Here is a 20,459-nt window from a genome sequence, read left to right as displayed (position 1 = left end):
GATCGCATTGATACTGAGACGCTTAGATCTTGCCGACGAGGTCGAGCGACGGCTTGAGCGTTTCAGCGCCCGGCGTCCACTTGGCGGGGCAGACTTCACCCGGGTGCGATGCCACGTACTGAGCAGCTTGCACCTTGCGCAGCAGTTCCTTGGCGTCACGGCCGATGCCGTTGTCGTGGATTTCGCACAGCTTGATCTCGCCTTCCGGGTTGATCACGAACGTGCCGCGCAGTGCCAGGCCTTCTTCTTCGATCATCACGTCGAAATTGCGCGTGATTGCGCCCGTCGGGTCGCCGACCAGCGGGTACTTGATCTTGGCGATCGTGTCCGACGTGTCGTGCCATGCCTTGTGCGTGAAGTGCGTGTCGGTCGACACACCGTAGACTTCAACGCCGAGCTTCTGGAATTCTGCGTACTGGTCAGCCAGGTCGCCGAGTTCCGTCGGGCACACGAAAGTGAAGTCGGCCGGGTAGAACACGACAACCGACCACTTGCCCTTGAGGTTTTCTTCTGAGACCGGAACGAACTTGCCGTTGTGGTATGCGGTTGCCTTGAACGGCTTGACTTGCGTGTTAATGAGAGACATGCGTTGTTTCCTCGGTCTGGGTTGGGAAAAGGTATGGACAAAGGTTACGGGAACCGCGTCCGTTTGAAAAATTGGTTGCTTTGATCGCGGGTATTAACCCTGCCTATCGGCCCCAATAACGTCCGTCAAAGCCCGCCAGCGTGGGGTTCCGCGCCCGCATCGCGCGGCCCGAGCAACCCTCGGGGCGGTGAGCATACAACGAAACTGCGACAATGCGCCTCACGCGCCCGCGCTGTCATGGTGCGTTCACGAAGCTCTGCGCGTTAGATGCAGGCACAACGGTGCTTCTGCAAGGGCCGCAGGCTTGCTGCGTCAAAGCGCCCCGCCACGCGCGGTTGCCGCACGCGCCGCAAGCCGCTCGCGCAGGTATTGCGTGAACGCGCGAATCGTCACGGAAGCTTCACGATGCTGCGGGTACAGCGCATGCAGCGCGTTGGGCGGCGGCATGAACGGTTCGAGCACCTCCACCAGCAGGCCCGCATCAACCGATCCCGCCACGATGAAGTCCGGGAGATAGCAGATGCCGAGCCCGGCAATGGCGGCGTCGCGGATCACTTCGCCGTTGTTCGCGCGCAGCGGCCCGTGCACGTCGAAAGGCGTGCGCACGCCATCGACGATGAATTCCCATGGCGCGCGGCCCTGCTGCCCGTACGGCAGGCAGGCGTGCTGCGCGAGATCGGCGGGCGTTTGCGGCGCGCGCCGCCGCCGCCGATAGCCGGGGCTGCAGCAGGCGATCATGCGCACGTCGATGAGTTTCTGCGCGACCAGCGTGGAATCCGCCAGCCGGCCGATACGCAGCGCCATGTCGAAACCTTCGCCGATCACGTCGACGGTGCGGTCGCTCAGATCCATGTCGAAGCGCACGTCCGGATGTTCGCGCAGAAATTCGGCGACGAGCGGCGAAAGGTGCGCCATGCCGAATGACATCGGCGCGCTCACTTTCAGGAGGCCGCGGGGCTCGCTGCGCCGGTCCGACATGGCCTGCTCGGCCTCCGAGACGTCCGCAAGGATCCGTTTCGCGCGCTCGTAGAAGTCCTGGCCGAGGTCCGTAACCGCCAGCTTGCGCGTGTTGCGCACGAGCAGGCGTGCGCCCAGATCGGCCTCCAGCGCCGCCACGCGCCGGCTCACGAACTGCTTGGAAAGCCGCAGCCGATGGGCCGCCGCCGTGAAATTGCCCGCATCCACGGTGTTCACAAAGATCCGCATGTCGTCGAGTTGCATTCCGATTGTCCACTTTAATGTGACAGTGAGTCGTATTTTACGGCGATTCAAATCGATTTGATTGACCTAAACTTCTTTCCATCGCAACCAGTCAACCAACCGAATCGAAACGATTCATACGGAGAGACGAAAATGATCGAACTTCGCAAGGCAGACCAACGCGGCCGCGGTGAACATGGCTGGCTCAGCTCGCGTCACACGTTTTCGTTTGCCAACTACTACGATCCGAAGCAAGTGGGCTTCTCCGACCTGCTCGTGATCAACGACGACCGCGTGGCCCCGGCGCGCGGCTTTGGCAAGCACCCGCACCGCGACATGGAAATTTTCTCGTACGTGCTGGAAGGCGCCCTCGAACACAAGGACTCGATGGGCACGGGCTCGGTGATCGTCCCCGGCGACGTGCAACTGATGAGCGCCGGCACCGGCGTGGCGCACAGCGAGTTCAACCACTCGGCCGACGAAGGGGTGCACTTCCTGCAGATCTGGATTGCACCGAACGTGAAGGGCGCGCAGCCGCGCTACCAGCAGAAGCACATCGCCGATGAGGAAAAGCGCGGCAAGCTCCGCCTGATCCTCTCGCCGGACGGCGCCGAAGACTCGCTGCTGCTGCGCCAGGACGCACGCGTGTATGCCGGCCGCCTCGACGGCGCGGCAACGGCGAAGGTCGAAGTGGGCGACGACCGCTACGCCTACGTTCACGTGGCGCGTGGCAGCGTGAAGCTGAACGGCGTGGAACTGGGCGAAGGCGACGGCGCGCGCATCCGCTCCGAGCGCGAGTTGAGCTTCAGCGACGGACACGATGCCGAGGTCCTGGTGTTCGATCTGCGTAATATCGAAGTGTCGGAGCTTTGGTCTTAACTTCGGCGTTGCGCCTGAGGTTATGCTTGCGCAGACCGGCGCGCGGCGGTCCGCTCACTGAAAGCGGGCCGCCGCCCGGCACAGCGCGAACTGATACGTAGTGAACCACTTAATACTTCTTCGGAGAAAACCATGCGATACAACCTGTTCGGGCCGGGCAACGACGTCGTGCTGCTGGTCTCGCGCATCCTGCTGACTTCCCTGTTCATCCTGTTCGGCTGGTCGAAGATCACCGGCTTTTCGGGCACGGTCGACTACATGGCGCACGTGGGCGCGCCCGTGCCGATGCTGTCGGCCGCCATCGCCGTGATCATGGAGTTCGCGGTCGGCATCCTGCTGCTCGTGGGCTTCTACACGCGGCCGCTCGCCGTGCTGCTCGCGATCTATACCGTGGCGACAGCCTTCATCGGCCATCACTTCTGGACCATGACCGGCGCCGACCAAATGGCGAACATGATCAACTTCTACAAGAACATCAGCATCGCCGGCGGCCTGCTCGCGCTCGCGGTAACGGGTCCGGGAGCGATCTCGATCGACAGGAAGTAACGCACGGTTTTGTTTGACGGCAGAAAGGCGCGATGCGGGATGGCATCGCGCTTTTTTGTGTCCGGAGCGCGATCTGCACCACGCGGCGAAGTCGTTGCGCATGCATTGCCTGCCCGGCGATCCGCACCCGGCAGACACGGCTTGATATGCTTGGCAGCGCGCCCGCTTATCCTCACGTTCTCCTTACGACCGATCACGCGCGATGCACGACCCACAAGACAACCTCTACGCCTACCTCACTTCGCTCCAGCAATCGGCGCTGGGTGCGCTCAAGCGCTTGCCCCTCAAGAGCCGCGCCGCGCAAGGCACGCTCATGGCGCTGCGCGCCGTCTGCGCGGCAGGTCTTGCGTACAGCATCGGCCGCGCGCTCCACACCGAACAGGCGTTCTGGGCCGCGATCACGGCGATTGCCGTCACCCAGCACGACTACGCCGATACGCTCGCGCAGTCGCGCGACCAGTTCATCGGCGCGATTGCGGGCGGCGCGGTGGGGCTCGCAACGGCGGCGTTCGGCCCGGAAAATCTCGCGGCCTACCTCGTAGCCGTGAGCGTGGTGATCATCGGCTGCTGGTGCCTGAGCGTCAGCACCGCCGCGCGGCTGGGTGCAATCACCACCACCATCGTGCTGCTCGTACCCATGAACGGGCCGGTGTGGGATGTCGCGCTCTTTCGCGTGGCGCAGGTCGCCATCGGCATGGCCTGCGCGGTGCCGGTCAGCTGGCTGTTTTCGTATATCGAACGGCGCTGGCTGCAGTTGTGAGCCGCTTCTCTCAACGCCTGCGAAATAAACCATCTCCGCGCGCTCAGGAATCCGGCCCACATTAGCGGCGATAATCAGTGCCGCTGTGCGGCGCAGGTTGCCGACGGCGAAATCTGCGGCGCGTGCGCGCAGACGCCGCGCAAATGCCCCCGTCGATGCGAAATCGTGCGAAACTCCCCCGCCGCGCTCTGCCGCCGTCATGCCGACCATGGCGACTTTAAGGGGCGCAATCGAGACCGCAACCCACGCCGCCGCAAGATCACCCTATGAACACCACCACCCGTCCCGCCGCTTCGAACGCCAAGTCCAGCAAGTCCATCACGCTCCTGCAAATGCTCGCGCTGATCGCCGCTGGCGGTATCGCGGCCTCGCTGCTGTTCCGCTACTTCCTGTGAGCGCAGCGCGTCCGGGGCATCAAGCCAACCGTTTTCGCTTATGTACAAGAAAGGCGTCGCCCTCGAAATCCAGTTCTCGCCCGTTCGCCTGAATGACGGCGCAGGCGACCCGTACTGGATCGACCTCACCGCCGACGAAGCCGCCGCGCTGCTCGCCACGCTGCAAGGCAAGCTCGCTGAACGCGAGAGCACCGCAGCGCCGCTCGTCGTCGCGCTCGACACCCAGCCCGAAGGCGCCGCGCCCGAGGCGCCCGCAAGCGCTTCAACGGCTGCGGCCAGCGCCGACGACGGCCTGAAACAATGGGTCTGCGTGATCTGCGGCTGGGTGTATGACGAAGCGGCAGGCGCCCCTGACGACGGCCTCGCTCCCGGCACCCGCTGGGCCGACGTGGCCGACGACTGGCGCTGCCCGCTCTGCGACGTGGGCAAGGAAGACTTCGCGCTCGTCGAGTTCTGACGCGCGCCGCCAAAGGCGCGCGGCGCTCATGCGCCCACGCGCCCGAGCGGCTCGTAGAAGAGCGCAAACAATTCCGACTGCGAACTCACGCCGAGCTTCGCGTAAATATGCTTCTTGTGCGCGCGCACGGTCTCGAACGAAATTTCGAGCCGCTCCGCAATCGCGCGCGTGGAAAAGCCGCTCAGGCTCAAGCGCACCACTTCGATCTCGCGCGCGGTGAGCGGCACGCGTCCGCTTTGCTGCGTGACCGCCTCGATGCGGCTCGCGAAGCCCGCCTCGCTCAACTGCCCCTGCTGCGCCGCGCTGTCGGCTGCAGCCGCATCCGACGCGACCGCCTCGGCGACACCCTCGGCAAACGTCTCATGTGCAAGCCGCTGCTTCATGAGCGCGACCACCCACGGCGCGAACATCGCGAACAACGCAATATCGCGCTCCGTGTAATGGTGCTTTGCGCCTAGCGAGAAAATCAGCGTGCGCGCTTCGTCCAGCGGCACATTGAACTGCACTTCGTCGCCGATGATGTTGCTCTTGAAGTAGCGCTGGTAATAGTCCGTCATGCTGAAATTGTCGGGCGCAACTTCGGCGAGCGTGACGAGCCCCGCGCGCGGCTTCTCGCTCGCATTCAGATAGAACGGATCGAGCAGGTACATCCCCCCCAGATACGCGCGGAACAAGAGATCCACGGTGCCGTCGGGCATGGGCGACTCGGCGCACACGAGCGGCGCGCGATCGCTCCGGAAGACGAGCGCAACCCAGTTGTCGAACGCGACGAAGCGCTCGATCACACGCGTCATGCGGGTCCAGAAGTCGGGGCCGTCGAGGGCGTCGATCAGCGTCGCGATATGGTGATGGAACGCGCGGTCCTGCCAGTCCAGTTCCGTGAGGGGCTCCATGGGTCCTCCGATCAGGGTACCCCTGCAGGGTAATTTCTCGACAAAAATAACGTGGAGATAATAGCCGCTCCTGACGCCCACGCGGTGCTTTACGTAATACATAAGGATGGAGACAGGCATGCAACTCGAACTCGCGCAGATCCCGATCGTGGACGGCGCAGTCGCTCCCAACCTCGCCCGCGTACTCGACGCTACGGCCACGCGCCGCGAAGGCAGCGATCTCATCGTCTTTCCCGAAGCCACGCTCACGGGCTTTCCCACCCGCGAGAACGTGCGCGACGTGGCCGAATCGCTCGAAGGCCCCTCGCTCTCCAAAGTGCGCGACGCCGCACGCGCGGCCCAGATCGGCGTCGCCGTGGGCCTCGCTGAGCGCGACGGCGATCGCTTCTACAACACGACTGTGCTGATCGACGAACGCGGCGACATCGCGCTGCGTTACCGCAAGACGCACCTGTGGGCCACGGACGTGGGCGTGTTCACGCCTGGCGACCGCTATGAGGTGTGCGAATTCAAGGGCACGACCGTGGGTCTCTTGATCTGTTACGACATCGAGTTTCCCGAAACGGCACGCGCCGTGGCCTCGCTCGGCGCGGAAATGCTCGTCGTCACGAACGGCAATATGGATCCGTTCGGCCCCATGCATCGCCGCGCGATCGTCGCGCGCGCGATGGAGAACCAGATGTTCGCCGCGCTCGTGAACCGCATCGGCGACGGCGACGACAACCTCACGTTCCCAGGCGAAACAGCACTCGTGAGCCCGTTCGGCGACGTGCTCTGCGAGTTGAAGAACGAAGACGCGGTGCTGCGCGCGAAGGTGGATCGCACGCTGCTCGCGCAAAGCCGCGAGCACTACAGCTATCTGCACGACGCACGCATTGCGCTCAATCTCGCGGACGAGAACGACGCGCAAGGCCGTCGCTCGCTCAATATCCGACCGCGCACGCGCTAAAGCCCTTACAAGCGTCAAGCAGCAAGACCCGGTAACAAGCCCGGCAACCAGCGATCCGGCAAGCCGCTTCTCGTGGCTCGCCCGGCTCGCCCACGCCTGCCAGAACTGCAGCACCCAGGAGACAACTGCATCATGAAGCCAGCCTCGCCGCCGCATGAACGCGGCACTCAAGAACCTCACCTGAAGCGCACGCTCGGCCTGCCGTCCGTGCTCCTGTTCGGCCTCGCCTATAAGGCGCCGCTGATCGTCTACGGCACCTATGGCGTGCTCGCCGGCGCGAGCCAGGACACCGCCGCTCTCGCGTATCTCATCGCGCTAGTCGCAATCGTGTTCACGGCGTTCAGCTACGGCAAACTCGCACGCCTTTTCCCGGTGGCGGGTTCGGCCTACACGTACACGCGCAAGAGCTTCAATTCGCATCTGGGCTTCATGATCGGCTGGGCCACGCTGCTCGATTACTTCTTCCTGCCGATGGTGATCTGGCTGATTGGCGCGGCGTATCTTGGCGCGGCGTTCCCGAGCGTGCCCACGTGGATCTGGATCGTCGCGTTCATCGTGCTCACGAGTGCGCTGAACGTCATTGGCATCGAACTCGCGGCGCGTTTCAACATCGTGCTCATGATCGTGCAGCTCGGTATTGCGGCAATGTTCGTAGTCCTGTGCTTGCACTACGCCTCCGCGGCCGCGGGCCCGGGCGGCCTGATCACGGCGCAGCCGTTCTTCCAGCCGCACGTGCCGCTCTCGGCCACGATGGCGGGTGCTGCGATCGCCGCGTATTCATACCTCGGCTTCGACGCCGTTTCCACGCTCACCGAGGAAACCATCGATCCCGAAAAGACCATTCCGCGCGCCATCGTGCTGATCGCGCTGGTGGGCGGCGCGATCTTCGTGATCGCCGCATACACGCTGCAGCTCGCGCATCCGGGCGCCGTCTTCAAGGACCCCGATTCGGCCGCGTTCGAAATCGCGCGCAAGGTGGGCGGCGATATCTTCGTGACGATTTTCCTCGCGGGCCTGATCCTCGCGCAGTTCGCCTCGGGCATCTCGGCGCAGGCCAGCGTGGGGCGTCTGCTCTATGCGATGGGCCGCGATGAAGTGCTGCCCAAGTCGATCTTCGGCTACATTCATCCGCGCTTTCGCACGCCTGCGATCAACATCGCGATTGCCGGTGTCGTCGGTCTGATCGCACTGAAACTCGACGTGGCCACGTCCACCTCGTTCATCAACTTCGGCGCGTTCCTCGCGTTCACTTCGGTGAACCTGTGCGTGATCCGCCAGTACTTCAGCGGCGCGGCGGGCACGCGTGGCTTCGGGTTGCTCGGCGGTCTGGTGTTCCCGCTGATCGGCGCCGTGACCGACATCTGGCTGCTGTGCAGCCTCGAAAAGACCGCCATCGTGCTCGGCGTGATCTGGTTCGTGCTCGGCCTTGTTTATCTCGGCTGGATCACGCGGTGCTTCCGCCAGGCGCCGCCGGAAATGGCCGTGTAAGCACAGCGCATCACACTCAAGTCCGCTTCAAGCAAAACGGCGAGCGTCCCTTACGGGGCGCTCGCCGTTTTTCCACCCTGCGCAGCGAAAAAAACGCTTAGTTATCCAGACCAGCCAGCCGCGCCGCGGCCATCACTTCGCGCCTGGTATCGAGAATATGCCGCTCGATCAGCGCCACCACTTCATCCACGGCGCGCCGCTTGCAGGCATCGACGATCGCGTAGTGATCGCTCTGCACTTCGTTCTTCTCCGTATCGAGCGACATGCGCAGATGCGTGTATCGATTCGTCGTATTCGGCACCGCAATATGAGCGTATCCATCGGGCCGCCCCGATGCTGTCGTGTGCGCAACGGTTTCGCCCGGCAAACCGCCATCTGGCGGCCGGTCTCTTTTGCTTCATCCCTGCGCAAAATGGCACGCCGCGCGCTCCGAACGCGGTGCGGGCCCGGCTGCGCCCATGAAAAACGTAGACCGCTGAGGAGAGAACCAGAATGAATCCAGGCAAACACCAGCTGCGCCTGCGCGCGCCCGTTGTTCTTGCCGCTGTCGCGGCCCTGTGGAGCGCCGGCGTGCTCGCCCAGGCCACGGACAAGATCGGCTTCGCCGCCCCGCTCACGGGCGGCCAGGCTCACTACGGCGCGGACTTCCGCAGCGGCGTGCAAATGGCGATCGACGACGAGAACGCCACGAACCCGACCATCGGCGGCAAGCCGGTGCGCTTCGTGCTCGACGCCTACGACGACCAGGCCGACCCGCGCACCGGCACGACCGTCGCGCAGAAGCTCGTGGACGACGGCGTTTCGGCCGTGATCGGCCACTTCAACTCGGGCACCAGCATTCCCGCCGCGCCGATCTACGCGAAGGCCGGCGTCCCCGAAATCGCCACGGCCACCGCGCCCACCTATACGCGCCAGGGCCTGCCCACCACATTCCGCCTCGTCACATCCGACGCGCAGCAAGGCAGCGTGCTCGGCGAGTACGTGGTGAAGGATCTGAAGTTCAAGCGCTTCGCCGTGATCGACGACCGCACGGCCTACGGTCAAGGCGTAGCCGAAGAGTTCGCCAAGGCCGTGAAGGCGGCGGGCGGCACGGTGGTCGCGCAGGAGTTCACGAACGACAAGGCCGTGGACTTCCGCTCGATCCCCACGCGCATCAAGTCGGCCGACGCCGACGCGATCTTCTACGGCGCGTTGCGGGCGCGGCGGCCAGCGTGGCCCGACGATTTTGCGCATTGCGCACAGGAACAGCCGGCGGTACCCGGCTGCGGCGCACGCCAGCGAGTTCTCTTCTCCGCTCGCTGTCCCGGGCGCCGGGTTGACACGGGCTTTCGCGTTGGGCGGAAGCCCGTTTTTTTCGTCATGTGGGATGTAAGCTTCGAGACGCCTTCGTCCGGCTTTCGAAATCCCTCGAAAAAACGAGCGTTCGGTCGTGCGCAGCGGAACCGAACTACAATGCATCCCGTCCGATGCAATGCCGCATTGCTGCCCTGTTTGCTCTGAATATGTCCCGTTTTCCGAAAGTCGTCCCTCGTTTGTCCGCCCCGCTTCGCAGCGCCGTCCTCGCCGTAACCACGGTGACGCTGGCCGCTGCGCTCGGCGCGTGCTCCTCGCCCAAGCCCGGATTCCAGGAAGATCAGTTGCTGAGTACGGCGCCCAGCCAGTTCTCGCGCAGCTTCAGTTACGCGAGCGCTGACGCCTGCGAGTCGTCGCGCCGCGCGCTGCTGAGCCAGGGCTACATGACGACAATGACGCGCAACGACACCGTCGACGCCACGAAGAACTTCCAGCCGACGATGGATCAGCACATCGTCGTGGAGGTGCACGTGGTCTGCACGCCGGGCGACGCGAGCAATACGAGCATGGTGTATGTGAACGCCGTGCAGAACGGCTACGCGCTCAAGAAGAGCGATACGTCGGCAAGCGTCGGGCTCTCGATTCTGGGGTCGGTCTCTCTGCCTATTCGCTCGAACAGCGACGAAATGGTGAAGATTTCGAGCGAGACGATCCAATCTGGCCCGTTTTATTCACGATTCTTCGATCTGGTGGGGAAGTATTTGAACGCTTCGGCGCGCAGTGAGCCGGTGCCGGGCGCCGGCGCGATCAAGATTTCGCCGTTGCCGCCGCCTATCGAGCCGGTCACGGCAAGCGCCGCGCCCGCCGCGACCACGGTGGGGTCGGCCGCGCCGGCTGCCGCAGCAGCGGCCGCGGCGACGGGTGCGGCGGTGTTGCATGGCAGCACACTGCCGGCGGCGCCGGTTGTGACAGCGCCATCGGTTGCACCTGCACCTGCACCTGCGTCTGCGCCCCCCGCCGCTTCTGCTCCGGGTGCCTCCGCACCGGTCGACCACGGCGCTGCGGCTGCGACGGCGATCATGGGCGTGCCAGCGACGGTTGCGGCAAACCCACAGGCTGCGGGGCTCGCGGCGAGTGTGACCACTCACAATGCCGCGACGCCCGTGGCGGCGTCTGCGGCCGTGGCGGCGTCGGCTAACGTGGCGACGGCACAAACGCTCGCGTCGGCCTCAACGACTTCCGGCACCCAGAGCGTGGCAGCGGAATCGGCAACGCCGGCAGTTGCCGCAGCCACGCCGATTGCAGCGCCGGCCGCTTCCACTCCCTCGCCTTAAGCGCCGCCTGCGCGCTCAGCGCAAGCCGGCCATCATCGCGCCCATTCCCACGAGCAGGCTGCCCATCAGGCGATTCACGGCGCGCATGCGCCTCGGCCGCTGCAGCACGTGGCGCAGCCGGTGCGAAAACAGCGCCATCGACGCCACGCCGCCCGCAAACAGCAGCGCGAACGTCGCCGCCAGCAGCCAATACTGACGGTTGGCGCTCCAGGACGCATCGGCGCTCATGAACTGCGGGAAAAACGAAGGGAAGAGCAACAAGGTCTTCGGGTTGAGCCCGGAGGTCGCGAATCCGCGCCAGAACAGATCGCGACGGCTCGCACCATTGGCTTCGGCAGGCACATCCGTGCCCGTCAGAGAGCGGCTGCGCCACTGCTTGCAGCCCAGCCAGACCAGATAGGCCGCGCCCAGCCAGCGCAACAACGTAAGTGAATGCTCACTAATGAGCAACAGCGAATTGAGGCACAGCGCCGTCAGCGCGAGCTGGAGCAGCACCGCGAGCGTGCCGCCCCAGACGCAGGGCAGCGCGCGGCGCCAGCCGGCGTGGAGCGCCTGGCTCATGGTGAGCACGTTGACGGGACCGGGCGTGTAGACAAGGACGAGCGCGGCGGCGAGAAAAGATAGATACAGCTGGATCGACATTGCGGGGCGTGCTTGCGGAAACGTTGTAACGAACGGCGCTCGAGGTAGCGAAGGGTATTGAAAGCGGGTATCGAAAACAGGCAACAAAAAACCGCGCGAAAGCGCGGTTTTCAAATGCCATCTGCCTGACCGGACATTGCTGGCTGCGTGGTGAACGCGCGCAACGTCCGGTAGCCGCCGCAGGGTGCAACGGAAACGGCCCTGACGGACCACCGCGGCTCGTGGCTGCGGCGGCGCTCCCCACTGCGGGGAGGTGGCCGCGTGGGTCGTGCCAGGCAAGAAGGCATGTGGAAAATATACCGGGGAATAGCCGGTATAGGCTTCCGGTTTTCAGGAGAAAACGGTCAATAGACAGAATCTTCTTCCGCTACAATCGCCTCTACCTGTACAAGATTCTCTTTCGCCATGAGCCCTCGTGAACGCCCGGCCAAAGCGCTGGACAACCAGGACCGCAAGATCCTCAGCGCCCTGCAAAAGAACGCCCGACTTTCGAACGCCGAACTGGCCGAGCAGGTGGGCATGTCCACCACCGCGTGCTGGAACCGCACGCGCCAGCTCGAAGCCGATGGCTATATCGACGGCTATGTCGCGCTCGTGAATCAGCAAAAGCTGGGCTACGCCGACATCGTGATTCTGGAAGTAACGCTCGACCGCCACGAAGACGACGCGCTCGCGCGCTTCGGCGCCGAACTCGCGGCGCTGCCCGAAGTGCTGGAGGCCTATCTCGTCTCCGGCGAGTACGACTACTGGATCAAGGTGGCGGTGGACGGCACCGCCGGCTACGAGCGTTTCCTGCGCGAGAAGCTCTATCGCATCTCGAGCATTCGCCACAGCCGGTCGATGTTCGCCTTGCGCTGCATGAAGGATGTGCCGTCCATGCAGGTGTGACGCGCGTTTGCCTTGGCGATCACGCGAAGAGCGTGAGCGTCAGCGCTGCACGATCAACGTCACGCGCCGGTTCAGCGCGCGGTTCGCGGGGTCGTTGCCTGCCACGAGCGGGAAGTTGTCGGCACGGCCAATCGCGGCGAGCCGGTGAGGCTCGATGCCGCGCTCGACCAGATAGCGCACCACCGCGCCCGCGCGCGCCGAAGAGAGCTCCCAGTTCGACGCGAATTTCGCGTTCGAGATCGGCGTGCTGTCGGTGTGCCCTTCCACGAGGATATTGCCCGCCGGCGCCGCGCGCAGCACCTCGGCGATACGGCCCAGCACGCCAAGCGATTCGGGCAGCAGCGTGGCATCGCCCGCGTTGAACAGGATCTTCGCGTTGATGCCGATCTCCACGCCGCGCGCCGCCGGCGCGATCGTGATTTCGCCGCGCTCGCGCAGCGTTTCGAGCGCGGCGAGCAGCGCCTGATCGACGGCGGGCATTTTCCCGACCGCTGCCGCCATGCTCGCAGGTTGCACCGCCGAGCGTATTTCGGATTCCTTATGCTTTGCGAGCTGTATCGCATAGAGCGCGAGGAACAGCACCATCAGCGTCGTGATCAGGTCCGCGTAGGAAAGGAGCCAACGGCCGGAACTCGATTCGCCGCCTTCTTCCTCGTCGTGATCGAATTGGGCCGTGAGCGGCAGGTCTTTATCGGAAGGCATGGGCGGTCAACTAGCGCGCGTCGTCTCCAGCGCCCACACGTTCGCTTCGCCCTGCAAACCGCCGCTCTTGCCGCCCACCTCGCCAGCGAGGCGCGTGGCGATCGTGTGGGGCGACTCCTTGCGCGAAATGGCGAGCAGGCCGTCGAGATAGAGCTTGCGCAGGCGCAGTTCGCTTTCGATATGCGCACGCATCTTGCCATATAGCGGCAGAAAAACGAGGTTCGCGAAAGCAAGGCCGTAAAGCGTGGCGACGAAGGCCACGGCAATGCCGGGCCCGAGTTCGGCAGGCTCGATCAGATGCCCCGTGACCTGAATCAGGCCGAGCACCGAGCCGAGAATACCGAAGGTAGGCGCATAGCCGCCCGCCTGCTGCCACACGCGCGCCGCCGCCATGTGCTTGCGCCCGGAGGCTTCGAGTTCGCGCTGGAGCGCATCTTCGAGCACGGCGGTCGAAACACCGCTCGCAAGCAGTTCGAGCCCGCGCCGCGCGAACGGATGAATGCCTTGCAGATCCATCGACTCGAAGGCTAGCAGACCGTTGAGCTTGGCCTGATCGCCCCACTCCAGCACGGCGGCCAGGCTCGCTTCGTCTACGCGCGGTGCTTTCACGAAGGCCGTGTGCAGCTGCTTCACGGCGTCGAAGAAGCGCGCCCACGTGTTCTGGATCATCACGGCGCCGAGCGTGCCGCCCAGCACGATGGCCAGCGCCTCGGGCTGGAGCAGCGTGACGAATTGGCCGCCTTCGAGCGAGAAGCCCGCGACGACAGCGAGCGCGCCAATGGCGATACCGATCAGGGTAAGTAGATCCATGCGTGTCTCCCAACTCAGCGATCCGCCTGGCGCGCGCCAGGCGTCTTAAGTGCACGCACCGCTGCAAGCAGGCGCTGCTCGATGTCCTCGACTTCCACGGGATCGATCTTGATGTCGCGGCGCATGACCCACGACACTTCGTTCTTGCGTGCGTCCGCCATCACCGAGAGCAGGCGCTCGGATACGGCCGGATCCTCGATCGAGGCGAGCAGTTTCGCGAGATCGTAGGTATCGAGCGCGCTCACGGCTTCGAACAGCGTGCGCTGATCGACGAACAACAGATCGTCGAGCGCCTTGAGTTCGCCCGAGCCGCGGTTCGTGCGCTTCGAGAAATACGCCACGCCCTTTTGCTCGACGAAGTTGAGCACCTTCGACTTGCGGAACGCAAAGACCTCGTCGGCGATTTCGGCGTGCGAGAGCTTGTTGAGAATGACCTTGCGCTCCACGCCGATCAGCGCTTCGAGATCGCCCAGTTCGATCAGTTCGAGTTCACTGTTGATCGACACATCGAGATCGCTGTCCGCGACCTGCGTTGCGCGCTCCACGATGCGCACGGGGTCGAACGTCACCACCTGGCGGCCCAATGCACCTTCTGCCGCTGCCGCGTTATTGGCGAGGTGCGTGGCCTGCCCGCTTTGCATCGCGACGAGATTGAGCTTTTCCATGCGTCGGAGCATGGCCATCACATGCGGACGCGAATGGCCGGCCACGGCACGGCATTTCTGCACGACGTCGGCGAGCGGCACGCTCACTTCGGCGCCGCTCGCGCCGTGCCGCGACCAGGTATCGCTGCTTTCGGCGCGATCGCCCGCGCCTGCGATCAGCGCGAGCACGTGCGCGTACGACAGTACGCCCGGCATGAAGTCGGCATGGGTGTAGGTGGCGAGCAGATCGTCCTTCGCCTTGACGCGCCGCGTGAGCGTGCGCACCACGTGGCGCAGCATCGGCGTGACACGTTCGAGTTCTTCTTCGATGAGGCTCGCCGGCACGACGGTCAGCTGGCAAAAGCTGAGCGCCTTCGCCGTGTTCGGTCGCGGTTCCGCGCCGAGCAGCGCGGTCTCGCCGAAAAATTCGCCGCGTCCGAGCGTGGCCATCACGACTTTCTTGTCGTCGCAGCGGGTGGAGATTTCGACCTTGCCGTCGGCGATCACGAAGATCAATCGCTCGCCTGCAAAGCCTTCCGAATAAATGATCTCGCCCGGCGCCGCGGTACGCGACCATGTTTGACTGCGATTCAAGTTCTATCCCCGGAAAACGATTCCATCGCCCGCATTTGTCTGACTATCTTATGCGTGTGCGAAGTGAGTGCTATGTGCCGCGTTTACGGCGTTTCCCAGGGCGTTCTTGAATCAGCTTGCATAGTTGGCACGCGTGGAAAGCATGCCGAAAGCCGTTGGCGCGAGCCTGTGCGCCGAGGTGTCGTGCGCGCTTTGCAAACGCAAACGATTGCTTGCGCGAGAAGTGCTGCAAATGGGCGATGAATTGCGTGTGGCAAATGAATGCGGCCAGTTCGCACCGGCCGCGTGTGTCAGCGCTATCAGTCTCTTTCAGTCTTTCATGCCGCAAGTTTTCCCGTCGCACCGTTGCTCGCCGGCGCACTCACGCCCGCGCGCGCAAAGCGAAGCGCCTGCAGCAGCGTTTCGTGCTCGCCTATGTGGTTCGCGAGCAGCAGGATCAGCTGCGCATTGGCCGATTGACTTTGCGCCTCGTCGAGATCGCGATGCATGTCGATCAGCGCTTCGTAAAAGTCGTCCGGTCTTGCCAGATTCGGTTGGGTGTTCAGCATGGTTGTCTCCTCGTTCCTTTATGCCGTGCCTTGCACGCAAAGCGCTCGCTTGAGCGCACGCTCCACGCGTGCCGCATCGGCGCGCCGCCAGCGCGCGCTCACGTGCTGGTCCGGACGAATCAGATAGAACGCGCCGTCCTGCGCCCCGTAGCGCTGCGCCGCCAGCCCTTGCATGTCGCACAACACCACCGTCGATGCTGGCAGACCCGCCGGCACAGCCGCATCGCCTTCGAGCATCACCACGAACTTGAGCGGCACCGCACAGTGCGAAAGCGCCTGCAGCGTGTCGAGCGTCGCGGTATCGAACGCCGAGCCCGCACGGCTGAAAACGAGCCCCGCAAACTGGTCGCCCAGATGCGCGAGCAGCCAGCTCTCGTCACCCGCTGCGTTGCGCACCGGCGCGTCTGCACACGAAGCGCCCGGCTCCATCTGGCCGTCGAACGTCTCTTCGTCGGGCGTGTTCAAGGCCGATTCGCGCAGCACCGCCGGCACGGAAAGGCGGCCGCTGTTCACGAGTTGCCGCGCAAATGCGTGCTCGCGAGCGAGCGTGAGCACGGCGTCACGGAACACGCGGCTCACCGCGCTTTTCGGCGTGATGAAGTCGGTCGAGCGCGTGGAGTTGCGGATGTTTTCGTCGGCTGCGTATTCGCGTTCGCTCGCGTAGGTGTCGAGCAGCGCGTCGGGCGCATGGTTCTCCAGCACCATTGCGAGCTTCCATGCGAGGTTCTCGCCGTCCTGGAACCCACTATTCGCGCCGCGCGCGCCGAACGGTGAAACCAGATGCGCCGAGTCGCCCGCGAACAGCACGTTGCCCTGGCGGAAGCTGTCCATGCGCAGGCACGAGAACGTGTAGATGCTCACCCACTCCAGGTCGAACTTCACGTCCGGCCCGAGCAGCGCGCGCACACGCGGAATCACGCGCTCGGGCGTTTTTTCGAGCACCGGGTCGGCGTCCCAGCCGAGCTGGAAGTCGATGCGCCAGACGTTGTCGGGCTGGCGATGCAGCAACACCGACTGGTTAGGATGGAACGGCGGATCGAACCAGAACCAGCGTTCGGTGGGGAAGTCGGCTTCCATCTTCACGTCGGCGATGAGGAAGCGGTCCTTGAACGTACGGCCGTGGCTATCGAGACCGAGCAGCTTGCGCAGCGGGCTGCGTGAGCCGTCGGCGGCCACCACGTAGCGCGCGAGCAGCGTGTACGGACCGTCGGGCGTTTCGATCTCGAGCGCGACGTGCGCATCGGCGGCGCCCGGCGTGCCGTGTTGCGCGACGCCCGTCACCTTGTTTTTCCAGCGGATTTCGAGGTTGGGCAATGCCTGCGCACGTTCGAGCAGGTAGCCTTCCACGTAGTACTGCTGAAGATTCACGAAAGCCGGCCGATGATGGCCGCTCTCGGGCAGCAGGTTGAACGTGTAGACGAGTTCGTCCTTGCGGAACACCTTGCCCACGTTCCAGCTCACGCCCTTTTCGACCATGCGATCGCCGCAGCCGAGGCGGTCGAAGATATCGAGCGAGCGCTTGGAAAAGCAGATGGCGCGCGAGCCCGTGGAAAGCGTGGAGTCGTCGTCCACGAGCACCACCGGCACACCTTGCCGCGCGAGGTCGATGGCCGTCGCGAGGCCCACCGGCCCCGCGCCGACCACCACGACCGGACGCACGCACGCGGCGGCGTCCGGAGTTTGTTCGCTGCAACGCGCGTAGTCGAAGGTCAGCGTCTGATAGTCGATCATTCTTGTCTCCTGTCGACCAGAGTTGGCGCTTTAGCGCCTTACTCTGGTCCCATGCCGCTGTCGATCGCAGTTGGCGCTTTAGCGCCTACTGCGATCCCAGGCAAGGCTCCACGTCTTTCCCGACGCAGTCTTCATTCCTGCAGCGCGTCCCACATCTCCTTGTCGCGCTGCGCCGTCCAGATGCGCGGATGCGTAATGCCGTTCGCCTCGTCATAAGCGCGCGTCACGTCGAACGGCAGGCAGTGCTCGTAGATGAACACGTGGCCGAACTTCGGGTCCATCGCCTCGCGCGTGAGCGACATCGCGCCCTTCAGGTCGAGCTTCTGTTCCACGGCGGCGCGGCCTTGCGCGAGCAGCGTGGTCACGAAGTCCTTCGTGTAGTCGAGACCCTTGTTGACTTCCGCGGGGTTGAGCAGCGCGGGGCCGCGGCCCGGCACGAGCTTCTCGGCGCCCAGCGAGCGCAGCGCTTCGAGCGTGGCGGGCCAGTCGGCGAGCTGGGCGTCGCCGCAATAGCACGCAGCGTCGTATTCGACGAGGTCGCCCGAGAACAGCACCTTCTGCTGCGGCAGCCACACCACGGTGTCGCCCTTCGTGTGACCCGAGCCGAGATGTGCGATCTTCACTTCGAGCTTGCCGAGGAACAGCGTGATTTCCTTCTCGAACACGAGCGTGGGCCACGTGAGGCCCGGCACCGTTTCGACGCCCGCGAACAGGCGCGGGAAGCGCTCGATTTCCGACTTCATGTCGGCTTCGCCGCGCTCGACGATCATTTCATACGTGCCGCGGCTCGCGATGATCTGCTGCGCGCCTTCCTTGAAGTACGCCGAAGCGCCCAGCACGCGCACCGCGTGATAGTGCGAGAGCACGACGTATTTGATGGGCTTGTCGGTGACGGTGCGGATCTTCGCGATGAGGTCCTGCGCCATGGCGGGCGTGGCCGTGGTGTCGACGATCAGCACGCCGTCGTCGCCGATGATGACGCCCGAGTTGGGGTCGCCTTCCGTGGTGTACGCGTATGCGTTTTCAGAGAGCTGCGTGAACGTGACCTTCTTTTCTTCGAGGTCGGCCTGGGATGCGAACGCCTTTGCCATGTTGAGTCTCCGTATCGAGGGGCTCTTGAAGCCGGGGCAGGGCGAAGCGCGCGGGGCCGGGCGCATTGGGCGCCAGCCCGGGTTGTCTCGCCCCGTTTGAAATTGAAATGGACCGCTGTTGTGCCGGGGTGAGGCCATGATGGTCTTCCCGTTTTTATTTGTCAATAGCGAATTATATTGCTATAGGTTAATTTCTACGCAGAGAGCGCCGCAGCCCGAGTGGTTGCCAACGGCTGCCGCTGTTCAGTTAACATGGACCCTTTTTCAGCCAGAGAAAAGCGCAATGAGACGTCGCAACGACAGCGCCGCGTCCGCGCCGGAACGCAGCGCGACGGCGGCCCGCACGCAGCGCGGCATTCAGAGCGTGGAGGTAGGCGGACGCCTGCTGCGCGCCCTCGCCGACGCGCGCGCGCCGCTTGGCGCCACCGATCTCGCGGCGAGCGGTGACATTCCGTCGAGCCAGGCGCACGCCTATCTCGTGAGCCTGACGCGCCTCGGACTCATCAAGCGCGACGCGCTTTCGGGGCGCTATGAGCCCGGCCCGCTCGCGCTGCGCCTCGGCCTGCTGCATCTCGCGCAGCAACCCGCGCTGCGCGAAGCCGTGCCGCGCGCCGCCGCGCTCGCGCAGGTGCTGAACTGCAGCGTCGCGCTATGCATTGCCGGGCCGCAGGGGCCGACTATCGTGCGCTACGAGCACGCGAGCCTGCCGCTGCACGTGAACCTGCATGTCGGCACGGTGATGTCGCTGCGCGCCACGGCCACGGGCCGCGTGTTCTGCGCGTTCCTCGGGCCCGAAGCGCTCGAAGCCGCATGGGCCACACAAACCGCGCAGCCGGTGTGGCGCGGCACCAGCCACGTGGCCAGTGCCGCGGGCGCGCCCCAAGAAAGCACGCCGGACGCCGCGTTCCTCGCCTCGCTCGACGCCACCCGCGCGCGCGGCTATGAGCTCGCCATCGACGCACCCAGCCCCGGCGTGAGCAGCGTGTGCGTGCCCGTGCTCGGCCCTGGGCGCGAACCGAGCCTCACGCTCACCGCTATCGGCGCGAGCGGAGTGCTGGACATGCGAGCGAACGGCGCCGTCGTGCGAGCGCTGCGCGACGCTGCTGCCGAGATCACCGCCGCCGCTTTTTCATCGACACCGACATGCCCCGAGTAAGTTCCAAGCCGCCGCGCGACGACGCAACGCAAGCCGCCGCCGATGACGCCGCAGCCGGCATTGCAGCCGAAGCCGACAAGCCGCAACGCGGCATCCAGTCGCTCGATGTCACGGGCGAACTGCTCGCCGCGCTCGTCGCGGCGGGCACGCCCTTGCCGTTGCGCGACCTCGCCGCAGCCGCGGGAATGGCGCCCGCCAAGGCCTTCCCGCACCTCGTGAGCCTGCAGAAGATCGGCCTGCTCGCGCGCGACGCGGCGGGCCGCTACGAAGCGGGACCGCTCAGTCTCGAACTCGGCCTGATCGGCCTTGCGCGTCTTTCGCCGGTTCGCGAAGCCGATGCCGAGCTGGTGGGCCTCGCCGCCGCCACCGCGATGAGCGTCGCGCTCGCGGTGCCGGGGCCGCTCGGTCCGACCGTCGTGCGCCTCGAAGAATCGGCGCTGCCGCTGCACGTGAGCCTGCGCCCCGGCACGGTGATGTCGCTCGTGAACACGTCGATCGGACGCGTGTTCGCCGCATGGGTCGACGACGACGTGCGCGCAGCCCTCCTCGCGCAGGATGAACTGCGGCTCGCGGGCGCGAAGCCGCGCGAGGGCGCCACGCCCGCCTACCTCGCGCGGCTCGCCGCCATTCGCGCCGAGGGCGTGGACACGGCGCTCGACAAGCCCATTCCCGGCATCAGCACCGTGACCGCGCCCGTGTTCGACCACACCGGCAGCGTGTGCCTCGTGCTCGCGGTGATGGGGCCTTCGGGCAGCCTCGACATCGCCCGCGAAGGCACGGCGGCGCAACTGCTGATCGCCGCCGCGGAGCGCCTCTCGCGGCGCTTCGGTTATATGGAAGGCGCGGCGGCCGCGCCGCTATAATCGCCTCCCT

The 20,459-nt window shown here is 65.0% G+C and carries 22 protein-coding genes and 1 pseudogene; 12 read left to right on the top strand and 11 right to left on the bottom strand.

Features of this window, described 5'->3' with window-relative positions:
* Positions 1-22 precede the first annotated feature (22 nt).
* Together ahpC and M3I56_RS09735 are read right to left on the bottom strand one after the other, a co-directional pair.
* Entirely contained in the window at positions 23-586 is a 564-nt protein-coding gene (gene ahpC, locus M3I56_RS09740) for an alkyl hydroperoxide reductase subunit C (protein ID WP_028202722.1), read from the bottom strand.
* A gap of 312 nt (positions 587-898) precedes the next feature.
* Positions 899-1,807: a LysR family transcriptional regulator gene (locus M3I56_RS09735; protein ID WP_028202723.1), complete on the bottom strand. Its 909-nt coding sequence runs from the start codon at positions 1,805-1,807 to the stop codon at positions 899-901.
* Positions 1,808-1,939: 132 nt separating this feature from the next.
* Between M3I56_RS09735 and M3I56_RS09730 the strand changes: the two genes are divergently transcribed.
* The 5 genes from M3I56_RS09730 to M3I56_RS41030 all read left to right on the top strand — a co-directional run bounded on the left by M3I56_RS09730 (position 1,940) and on the right by M3I56_RS41030 (position 4,823).
* Positions 1,940-2,665, top strand: coding sequence for a pirin family protein (locus M3I56_RS09730; protein WP_254353618.1), 726 nt, complete (start codon positions 1,940-1,942; stop codon positions 2,663-2,665).
* Between the two features lie 132 nt (positions 2,666-2,797).
* A complete protein-coding gene (locus M3I56_RS09725) occupies positions 2,798-3,211 on the top strand; it encodes a DoxX family protein (protein ID WP_028202725.1) in 414 nt (137 codons plus the stop codon).
* Between the two features lie 202 nt (positions 3,212-3,413).
* Positions 3,414-3,971 (top strand): aromatic acid exporter family protein, encoded by a 558-nt coding sequence (locus M3I56_RS09720; RefSeq protein WP_254353617.1) that lies wholly within the window; start codon positions 3,414-3,416, stop codon positions 3,969-3,971.
* A 266-nt stretch (positions 3,972-4,237) separates the two neighbouring features.
* Positions 4,238-4,366, top strand: a complete 129-nt coding sequence (locus tag M3I56_RS41035; protein WP_266227690.1) for a hypothetical protein — start codon at positions 4,238-4,240, stop codon at positions 4,364-4,366.
* Positions 4,367-4,406: 40 nt separating this feature from the next.
* Positions 4,407-4,823, top strand: coding sequence for a rubredoxin (locus M3I56_RS41030; protein ID WP_302056746.1), 417 nt, complete (start codon positions 4,407-4,409; stop codon positions 4,821-4,823).
* Between the two features lie 26 nt (positions 4,824-4,849).
* Here the strand turns inward: M3I56_RS41030 and M3I56_RS09710 are convergent, their stop codons facing one another.
* On the bottom strand, positions 4,850-5,716 hold the full coding sequence (locus tag M3I56_RS09710) for a response regulator transcription factor (protein ID WP_254353616.1): 867 nt from the start codon (positions 5,714-5,716) through the stop codon (positions 4,850-4,852).
* A gap of 118 nt (positions 5,717-5,834) precedes the next feature.
* On the opposite strand from M3I56_RS09710, the gene M3I56_RS09705 reads away from it, so the two are divergent.
* Both M3I56_RS09705 and M3I56_RS09700 read left to right on the top strand, forming a co-directional pair.
* On the top strand, positions 5,835-6,665 hold the full coding sequence (locus tag M3I56_RS09705) for a carbon-nitrogen hydrolase family protein (RefSeq protein WP_254353615.1): 831 nt from the start codon (positions 5,835-5,837) through the stop codon (positions 6,663-6,665).
* Between the two features lie 132 nt (positions 6,666-6,797).
* Entirely contained in the window at positions 6,798-8,153 is a 1,356-nt protein-coding gene (locus M3I56_RS09700) for an APC family permease (RefSeq protein ID WP_254353614.1), read from the top strand.
* Positions 8,154-8,250: 97 nt separating this feature from the next.
* On the opposite strand, the gene M3I56_RS41025 is transcribed toward M3I56_RS09700, so the two are convergent.
* Positions 8,251-8,418 (bottom strand): FCD domain-containing protein, encoded by a 168-nt coding sequence (locus tag M3I56_RS41025; protein ID WP_254353613.1) that lies wholly within the window; start codon positions 8,416-8,418, stop codon positions 8,251-8,253.
* A 227-nt stretch (positions 8,419-8,645) separates the two neighbouring features.
* On the opposite strand from M3I56_RS41025, the pseudogene M3I56_RS09690 reads away from it, so the two are divergent.
* Positions 8,646-9,341 (top strand): annotated as a pseudogene (locus M3I56_RS09690) (branched-chain amino acid ABC transporter substrate-binding protein); the annotation flags it as partial.
* A gap of 344 nt (positions 9,342-9,685) precedes the next feature.
* Entirely contained in the window at positions 9,686-10,780 is a 1,095-nt protein-coding gene (locus M3I56_RS09685) for a DUF2242 domain-containing protein (RefSeq protein WP_254353612.1), read from the top strand.
* 15 nt (positions 10,781-10,795) lie between these two features.
* Here M3I56_RS09685 and M3I56_RS09680 read toward each other — a convergent pair whose 3' ends face one another.
* A complete protein-coding gene (locus M3I56_RS09680; protein WP_254353611.1) occupies positions 10,796-11,422 on the bottom strand; it encodes a LysE family translocator in 627 nt (208 codons plus the stop codon).
* Between the two features lie 405 nt (positions 11,423-11,827).
* Here M3I56_RS09680 and M3I56_RS09675 point away from each other — a divergent pair, with 405 nt between their 5' ends.
* Positions 11,828-12,310, top strand: coding sequence for an Lrp/AsnC family transcriptional regulator (locus M3I56_RS09675; protein ID WP_254353610.1), 483 nt, complete (start codon positions 11,828-11,830; stop codon positions 12,308-12,310).
* 39 nt (positions 12,311-12,349) lie between these two features.
* Here the strand turns inward: M3I56_RS09675 and M3I56_RS09670 are convergent, their stop codons facing one another.
* From M3I56_RS09670 to M3I56_RS09645, 6 genes are all read right to left on the bottom strand, one after another.
* Positions 12,350-13,012, bottom strand: coding sequence for an OmpA family protein (locus M3I56_RS09670; protein ID WP_254353609.1), 663 nt, complete (start codon positions 13,010-13,012; stop codon positions 12,350-12,352).
* A 6-nt stretch (positions 13,013-13,018) separates the two neighbouring features.
* Complete coding sequence (locus tag M3I56_RS09665) at positions 13,019-13,822, bottom strand: flagellar motor protein (RefSeq protein WP_254353608.1); 804 nt, start codon at positions 13,820-13,822, stop codon at positions 13,019-13,021.
* A gap of 14 nt (positions 13,823-13,836) precedes the next feature.
* Entirely contained in the window at positions 13,837-15,060 is a 1,224-nt protein-coding gene (locus M3I56_RS09660) for a cyclic nucleotide-binding domain-containing protein (RefSeq protein WP_254353607.1), read from the bottom strand.
* Positions 15,061-15,377: 317 nt separating this feature from the next.
* Entirely contained in the window at positions 15,378-15,608 is a 231-nt protein-coding gene (locus tag M3I56_RS09655) for a DUF2783 domain-containing protein (RefSeq protein ID WP_028202735.1), read from the bottom strand.
* An 18-nt stretch (positions 15,609-15,626) separates the two neighbouring features.
* Positions 15,627-17,339 carry an FAD-dependent oxidoreductase gene (locus tag M3I56_RS09650; protein WP_254353606.1) on the bottom strand — a complete coding sequence of 571 codons (1,713 nt, stop codon included), beginning with the start codon at positions 17,337-17,339 and terminating at the stop codon, positions 15,627-15,629.
* A gap of 131 nt (positions 17,340-17,470) precedes the next feature.
* On the bottom strand, positions 17,471-18,430 hold the full coding sequence (locus tag M3I56_RS09645) for an MBL fold metallo-hydrolase (protein WP_254353605.1): 960 nt from the start codon (positions 18,428-18,430) through the stop codon (positions 17,471-17,473).
* Positions 18,431-18,713: 283 nt separating this feature from the next.
* On the opposite strand from M3I56_RS09645, the gene M3I56_RS09640 reads away from it, so the two are divergent.
* Both M3I56_RS09640 and M3I56_RS09635 read left to right on the top strand, forming a co-directional pair.
* A complete protein-coding gene (locus M3I56_RS09640) occupies positions 18,714-19,586 on the top strand; it encodes an IclR family transcriptional regulator (RefSeq protein WP_254353604.1) in 873 nt (290 codons plus the stop codon).
* Positions 19,574-20,449, top strand: a complete 876-nt coding sequence (locus M3I56_RS09635; RefSeq protein ID WP_254353603.1) for an IclR family transcriptional regulator — start codon at positions 19,574-19,576, stop codon at positions 20,447-20,449. The genes M3I56_RS09640 and M3I56_RS09635 overlap by 13 nt, the downstream gene beginning before the upstream one ends.
* Positions 20,450-20,459 lie beyond the last annotated feature (10 nt).

Origin of the sequence: Paraburkholderia sp. CNPSo 3281 (genome assembly GCF_024206515.1) — a bacterium.
In the GTDB taxonomy this organism is placed as follows: domain Bacteria; phylum Pseudomonadota; class Gammaproteobacteria; order Burkholderiales; family Burkholderiaceae; genus Paraburkholderia; species Paraburkholderia nodosa.
Note: the sequence above shows the minus strand (reverse complement) of the source record. Positions and strands in the feature narration are given on the sequence as shown.